This window comes from Pandoraea sp. NPDC090278 (assembly GCF_044772185.1).
Classification (GTDB): Bacteria; Pseudomonadota; Gammaproteobacteria; order Burkholderiales; family Burkholderiaceae; genus Pandoraea.
Genome location: NZ_JBIVYJ010000007.1, coordinates 290,297 through 296,651 on the forward strand (window position 1 = coordinate 290,297; position 6,355 = coordinate 296,651).

Consider the following 6,355-nt stretch of genomic DNA (forward strand, 5'->3'; position numbering starts at 1 on the left):
GGTGATTCGGTTTCACTCGAGTGCCTCGAAGAATTCGTCCGTCAGCAGTTGGTCGCGGATCCACGATGCAGCAGTCAACAGAATCGGCAACGCGACCATCACGCCCACCATCGTCCAGAAGAATGCTGGGCTCTTCACACCCAAGGTATCCGCTCCCCAGATCAACCCGTTACCGAACCCCGTGAGTCCAAGGCAGAGTGGCAAGTTATAGCTCGGCATGCCCTCGTACCGAACTTCATCGATCTGTGCGAGTTCCACCCCGACCATGTTCCATTCGAGGCCAAGCGCAGGTGCCTGCGACGGTGCAGGGGCGGCCACCAGTTGCACGCCCTGGCCATGCTGCACCATCTGGGCCGCCAGCGCCTGCACCAGAAGCGCACCCACAGGCCCGACATCCCCAACGGCCTCGTCCAGGACATGCACGGGCGAATCCAGTTCGCTGTCTTTGACGGCAGCAGCGACGGCATGCCGTAGTGGCTTCACGAGCCCACTCAACCAAACCTGCTTAAGCCGATCGCGAGGCGCTTGCTCGGCACGCAACAATGTTGCCAAGGCTTCAGAGGCACGATCAGGTTCCGCTGCGATCGGTCGAAACAGATACGCGAGTGGCTTGATAGGTCGGCTGTACCGTTTGGCAAGCCTCTCTGGCGTGGTCGTCAGTAGCGCGACGGCCATCTCGGACCACGCAGGCGTCTCATTCTCGATATGGAGTTGACATCCCAAGGTCAACCGCGCGTCCGGCTGTCGATAGTCCGCTGTCCACCACGGCGTCGTCAGAGACACGTTCTCGTCAAGGGATACCCACGAGAAGTGGACGTTGTTCGTCAAACCGAGGCGAGGCCAGAGTTGCTGCAATTCGGCGAGATCGGCTTGTGTAGTCGATTGCAAACAGACGTGTAGATGCCCTGACATCATGGTCTGGCTTACGGTGCCAGCCATCGGTGTGAGGAGCGTGGTAAGTACATCTTCGAGTCGGGTGATCGTCGCGTCTGCCGACGGCTGGGGGAGAGCCAGGAACTTCCCGGTGTTGGCCGGCTTCGGTCCCTCCAGCCCGAGCATTCGTTCCGCTAACTCCGGCTCCGGTGTGAGCGTTGTGCACGCCACGATCGCTACCCGTTCCTGCGCCCATTTTCGGCGCTCAGCGGTGGTGGCCTCTCCGAGATAATTCCAGAGTCTGGCCAGATTGCCGTCTCGTGCGTAGGTGGCATAGAAGAGGCCGCAAAGTCCACAGGTGAGGCTCACCGGTAACACCAGCAGTCGAATGAGAAAGTCCCCTGAGTCCATGGGGCGTGCGCCCCACGTGATGATCGTAATGGCTGCGCCGAGTGCCTGAATCACGACATAGACGCCAAGGATGATCCACAGAGACGGAAGCGGGGGCGGGTGCCGGGGCACGTACTCGGGCATATTCCACTGGCCACTCATTCAATGACCACTCCGCTCTCACTCGCGATCACAAAACTGCCGCACTCCGTCTTGCATTGATCCACCACGATGGGTCGGTCGCCGTCAAACAGGTCTTCTCCGGCTTCGACAATGCGGTTCTCGCCATGGACAGGACACGACACTCGGTCATATAGCACGGCGGCGGGGCGGCCTTCGAGATCGAGCGAGGACGACGCGGTAATGACAACGCCACCGTGACTGGTAACGTCGCCGAGGCAAACTGGATTTCTCATATCAGGGCGAGGAGGGAAAGGGGGGAGTGTTTAGTAACCGCGTTGGCGATCAGGAACAATCAACCGTGCGTCGGGATTTGTGGGTTTGATCGACGCGTCGCAACTGATCTGGTTTTGGCCGGAGGGGGTGGTGAGGTTGTCGAAGATGCCGGGTTGTCTGGAAAGACGGAATCCATCGCCCTCAACACCGGTAGGATAAGGGCCGTTTGGGTTGATGCCTGGCAACATTGGATACTCTCTGATGTAAGCGTCGTTTTTGCCGCTTTGACTCGCGACGAACAACTTGTCCTTCGTAACGAAGACCCCGTACTCCTTGGATGTCTGATACGGCCACCAAGTGCTTTCAACGTAAACGACTGCGCCAAACGTTCTGCCGGCATCGGTGGAGTAAAGGAGGAGCCCGCGGCATCCTCGTTCTGGGCACGCGGCACCGGGCGGTGGGCTCATGGGAAATGCCAGGTTGCGACCGGTCGGATCGGCATTGATGATCCAGCCTTGATAGTTCTCGACACCAGCGCGCCCAAGCTTCTTGCGCAGGCCGAGCTTCGTGTCGTTGTAATACGCTTCGCCGTAGTGGCAATCGCGGTACTTCTCCAGCGTCACATAGCGATGATCGTCGATGCGATAGATGATTTGCGGGGGCGAATCGTAAGGCAGGTCCTTAACTGCGAAGAAGTCCGCACGCGTAAAGACGTAGGGCGCGTCCTTAGCCTTGCTGGATGGGCCGACATAGTCGGTGCCGTGCCACAGCCACGTGATGGCTGCTCCGCCAACAATCCCGGCAAGCGCTACACCCACGATTGTTTTCATCTCCAACGTTGATACTCCTTGCCTTGTCACTAAACTACTTGCCCATGAGTGCCCGAACAGATTGCCGTCTCGTGCGTAGGTGGCATAGAAGAGGCCGCAAAGTCCACAGGTGAGGCTCACCGGTAACACCAGCAGTCGAATGAGAAAGTCCCCTGAGTCCATGGGGCGTGCGCCCCACGTGATGATCGTAATGGCTGCGCCGAGTGCCTGAATCACGACATAGACGCCAAGGATGATCCACAGAGACGGAAGCGGGGGCGGGGGCCGGGGCACGTACTCGGGCATATTCCACTGGCCACTCATTCAATGACCACTCCGCTCTCACTCGCGATCACAAAACTGCCGCACTCCGTCTTGCATTGATCCACCACGATGGGTCGGTCGCCGTCAAACAGGTCTTCTCCGGCTTCGACAATGCGGTTCTCGCCATGGACAGGACACGACACTCGGTCATATAGCACGGCAGCGGGGCGGCCTTCGAGATCGAGCGAGGACGACGCGGTAATGACAACGCCACCGTGACTGGTAACGTCGCCGAGGCAAACTGGATTTCTCATATCAGGGCGAGGAGGGAAAGGGGGGAGTGTTTAGTAACCGCGTTGGCGATCAGGAACAACCAACCGTGCGTCGGGATTTGTGGGTTTGATCGACGCATCGCAACTGATCTGGTTTTGGCCGGAGGGGGTGGCCATATGGTCAAAGAAGCCTGGACGATCGGACAGACCAAAGCTACGGCGTCTAATTCCGTCCGGATACGGGCCATCTAGATCGATACCTTGCAACATCGGAAACTCTCGGACATACAAGTCCCGTGCAGCAGTCGGATCCGCGATGTACAGCTTGTCCTTCGTGACGAAAACCCCGTAGTCCTTGGAGGTCTCATACGGGCTCCGCGTGTGCTCAAAATAGATGATTGAGCCAAACGTTCGGCCGGCATCAGTGGAGTACAGGAGAAACCCGCGGCACCCCCTCTCCGGACACGCGACTGATGGTGTATCTCCCATCGGGAAAGCGAGATTGCGTCCAGTCGGATCGGCATTGATGATCCAGCCTTGATAGTTCTCGACGTCGGCGCGCCCGAGCTTCTTTCGCAGGCCGAGCTTCGTGTCGTTGTAATACGTTTCGCCGTAGTGACAATCGCGGTATTTTTCCAGCGTCACATAGCGATGATCGTCGATGCGATAGATGATTTGCGGGGGCGAATCGTAAGGCAGGTCCTTAACTGCGAAGAAGTCCGCACGCGTAAAGACGTAGGGCGCGTCCTTAGCCTTGCTGGATGGGCCGACATAGTCGGTACCACGCCACAGCCACACAATGGCTGCTGCGGCAGTAGCCGCGGCGAGCGCCCCCGCCACGATTGGTTTCATCTCCATCGTTGATACTCCTTGCCTTGTCACTAAACTACTTGCCCATGAGTGCCCGAATCTGGGCCCGTGCGTCTTCGACCAGTTGAGTGACCGGGCCATCAATCGTGGCGGGCATGGCAACCGGCGTAAGCGCCCCGGTTTCGAAATAAGGGTCGTACCCCAGCGTCCAGTCAGCCCGCTTGATCAACCGTAGCCAGAAATCCCGCTTCTTGAACGCGTCACAATGCCCGATGGGTAGGTCATACGCGACGACGCGACGCATAAACCCTTCGTGGCCGGGCAAAGTGCTGTGATTGGTCGGTTCCGGCCGATAGTTGTCGCGCTCTTGGAGTGCCTCGGCTTCGCTTTGGTACTCCAGGAACACACCCGGACGCCGCGGGTCGCGCCTCACCACTTGCTTCGCTTCGTACAGCGGGCGGAAATACGGATAGTCCCTATCGACATACCGCATTTGTCCGGGATTCTCGGGATCGGGCTCCATCTTGCTCATGGGCTCAGCCGTGACGCGCGATATGTCAAAGTCTGCCATCTCCTCTGCGGTAAGTGGCGCGGATACCAGCTCGGCATTGATCGTCACGGTATGGTTGACGTCCGGCACCGTCCACAGCGGACCAACCACAGTCTTGCGATTGCCGTTCCAAAACGACCACGGCTCCACACCTGGCACTGGCTGCTGAATTGGAGGGAGCGTACCGAAGCGTTTGGTGCCAGGAGAGTCACCCACGGGCGTGCCGCGTGCAAGCATGCGCTGCTTGACGGTGCCCCCCAACTCCTTCAGCAGCTTGTCGCTTACCCCCTTCCAGCCGATGCTCTGCAGAGGGGAGGCCCCCATCACGCGGTCGTGCGGCGTGAAGTAGACATAGAGCCGGCCGTGGTTGTCTCGCTCATGTACGCCGGATTCGCACTGATTGTCCGGTCGCCAGAAATCAGAGTCCTCCGAGGTACCGCAGTGCAAGCGCATCATCTCGGCTTCGCCCATGGGGCGCCGGTCCTGTTGAATGCGCTTGGAGACATTGCGAAACGTGTTCACGCGTGCGCTTTCGGTCTGGCGAATCATCCCGGAGGTAACGATGTCCATGACCTTGCCTTCGAGCGCGTAGGGCGAGTTCATCACAAACAGCGCATCCGGCGCGCGCGTTTTGACCATCAAGGTGGCCGCCATGGCCACCATGGTGCCCTGGCTGTGCGACATCACCGAGATCGTGTCGCGCGGACACTCGGTACGAATGTGATCGATCAGATCCGCCAGGCGCTGTGCGGCGTGGGCAAAGTAGAGACGCGGTGGCGCATCGTCCAGTTGGCGGTCCGACTCGGTATTGAAGTCCTCCAGGTCGAGACCTAAAACACGCCTTTTGAACCCCTCAGGGCTCCACAGTTGCAGCAGGTTGTTGGTGCCGTTCTGGAACGGGCCGCCGCCCCAATACCAGGGGCCCAGAGCCTTATCGTTCCAGCATTGGGGTAACCACTGGTTTATGCCCTCGCGGTTGCGCATCGGGATGCGCCACTGCTGCGCAGTGTCGTTCGGCGCGCGGTAGCCCCAGTGGAAACGGATCACCGGGGATCGATTGAACCCGCCTTTGGCAGGGAATCGGCGGGGGACTGGCTTGTCGGATTTCGCGTCAACGGTTGTGTACTTATTAGCCTCTAGCTTCCACTCTTCGAACTCAGACAGATTCAATCGCTCATTTAACCCTTTGCAGAGCGCTTCTTCAGCCGTGTCATACCACTCCCCCTCAGAATTCACTCCATGCACAAAGATCACGATGCCGGGCAGGTGCGGCGGGATACGCGCCTCTGCCCGCACCTCGTAGCTGCACGGCGTGAGGTACGACTCCCAGAACGGTTGTCCCAAGTGGTCACACTGCATCGGCACGATGCGCGTGGCGAACGGGTGCTGGTACATCTCGCGCGGCTTCTTCTTACCCGCTTTCGGCGGCGCATCTTTGTCGGTCGCCTTGGTGTTTTCAGTCATGATCGGTGTCGTTATGAATGCTGGAGCAGCAGCTTGATCCCCTGCGCCACGTCCTGCAGTCGCAGCGAGGTCTCGCCCTTGTCGTTGGTCACGCCTTCAGCGATCTGACCATCGGCCAACTCGATCTTGTAGGGCTGATAGCGCATAGGCCGTCCGGAAAGGGAGTCGCCGAGCACGAAGCGCTCGTCGTTGTTCACGTCGACCTGCCCAAACTTCGGCCTTGGCAACGACAGCGACCCCGGCGCGTCCTTCTTCAGCTTGGCCATCTTGATGAGGAGGTTGCCTGCGCCGCCGACTTCCACCACGTCGCCGTGCACTTTGAGATATGCGGAGCCACCGCCTTGCAGAATGACGCCGTTCGCGGCATTCACAGTAGCGGTGCCATCGGCACTGGTGATCTGCAGGTTCTTCTGTGAGACGAGGTCCATCGCATCGGATTGCGCCTGAATCTGCACCTTGCCTCGCGCGGCGATGAGCCGAATACCCAGCTTGTGTGCAAAGAGCGAGAGCACGTCGCCGGCCGCAAT

General features: G+C 59.3%; 7 protein-coding genes. All 7 read right to left on the bottom strand.

Annotated elements, in window-relative coordinates:
* Nucleotides 1-12: 12 nt before the first annotated feature.
* Nucleotides 13-1,425: a hypothetical protein gene (locus ACIQWO_RS24180; RefSeq protein WP_402829621.1), complete on the bottom strand. Its 1,413-nt coding sequence runs from the start codon at nucleotides 1,423-1,425 to the stop codon at nucleotides 13-15.
* Nucleotides 1,422-1,679, bottom strand: coding sequence for a PAAR domain-containing protein (locus ACIQWO_RS24185; protein ID WP_402829623.1), 258 nt, complete (start codon nucleotides 1,677-1,679; stop codon nucleotides 1,422-1,424). The genes ACIQWO_RS24180 and ACIQWO_RS24185 overlap by 4 nt, the downstream gene beginning before the upstream one ends.
* A 30-nt stretch (nucleotides 1,680-1,709) precedes the next feature.
* Nucleotides 1,710-2,792, bottom strand: coding sequence for a hypothetical protein (locus tag ACIQWO_RS24190; RefSeq protein WP_402829625.1), 1,083 nt, complete (start codon nucleotides 2,790-2,792; stop codon nucleotides 1,710-1,712).
* Nucleotides 2,789-3,046 (bottom strand): PAAR domain-containing protein, encoded by a 258-nt coding sequence (locus ACIQWO_RS24195; RefSeq protein WP_402829623.1) that lies wholly within the window; start codon nucleotides 3,044-3,046, stop codon nucleotides 2,789-2,791. The genes ACIQWO_RS24190 and ACIQWO_RS24195 overlap by 4 nt, the downstream gene beginning before the upstream one ends.
* A gap of 30 nt (nucleotides 3,047-3,076) precedes the next feature.
* Complete coding sequence (locus ACIQWO_RS24200) at nucleotides 3,077-3,862, bottom strand: hypothetical protein (protein ID WP_402829627.1); 786 nt, start codon at nucleotides 3,860-3,862, stop codon at nucleotides 3,077-3,079.
* 28 nt (nucleotides 3,863-3,890) lie between these two features.
* Entirely contained in the window at nucleotides 3,891-5,828 is a 1,938-nt protein-coding gene (locus tag ACIQWO_RS24205) for a hypothetical protein (protein ID WP_402829630.1), read from the bottom strand.
* Between the two features lie 11 nt (nucleotides 5,829-5,839).
* A partial coding sequence (locus tag ACIQWO_RS24210) for a DUF2345 domain-containing protein (RefSeq protein WP_402829633.1) occupies nucleotides 5,840-6,355 on the bottom strand: 516 nt, incomplete at its 5' end.

What these genes read in the sequence shown, in the direction of transcription:
- ACIQWO_RS24185 (WP_402829623.1), bottom strand. Translation starts at nt 1,679, where the DNA reads ATGAGAAATCCAGTTTGCCTCGGCGACGTTACCAGTCACGGTGGCGTT.
- ACIQWO_RS24205 (WP_402829630.1), bottom strand. Translation starts at nt 5,828, where the DNA reads ATGACTGAAAACACCAAGGCGACCGACAAAGATGCGCCGCCGAAAGCG.
- ACIQWO_RS24200 (WP_402829627.1), bottom strand. Translation starts at nt 3,862, where the DNA reads ATGGAGATGAAACCAATCGTGGCGGGGGCGCTCGCCGCGGCTACTGCC.
- ACIQWO_RS24190 (WP_402829625.1), bottom strand. Translation starts at nt 2,792, where the DNA reads ATGAGTGGCCAGTGGAATATGCCCGAGTACGTGCCCCGGCCCCCGCCC.
- ACIQWO_RS24195 (WP_402829623.1), bottom strand. Translation starts at nt 3,046, where the DNA reads ATGAGAAATCCAGTTTGCCTCGGCGACGTTACCAGTCACGGTGGCGTT.
- ACIQWO_RS24180 (WP_402829621.1), bottom strand. Translation starts at nt 1,425, where the DNA reads ATGAGTGGCCAGTGGAATATGCCCGAGTACGTGCCCCGGCACCCGCCC.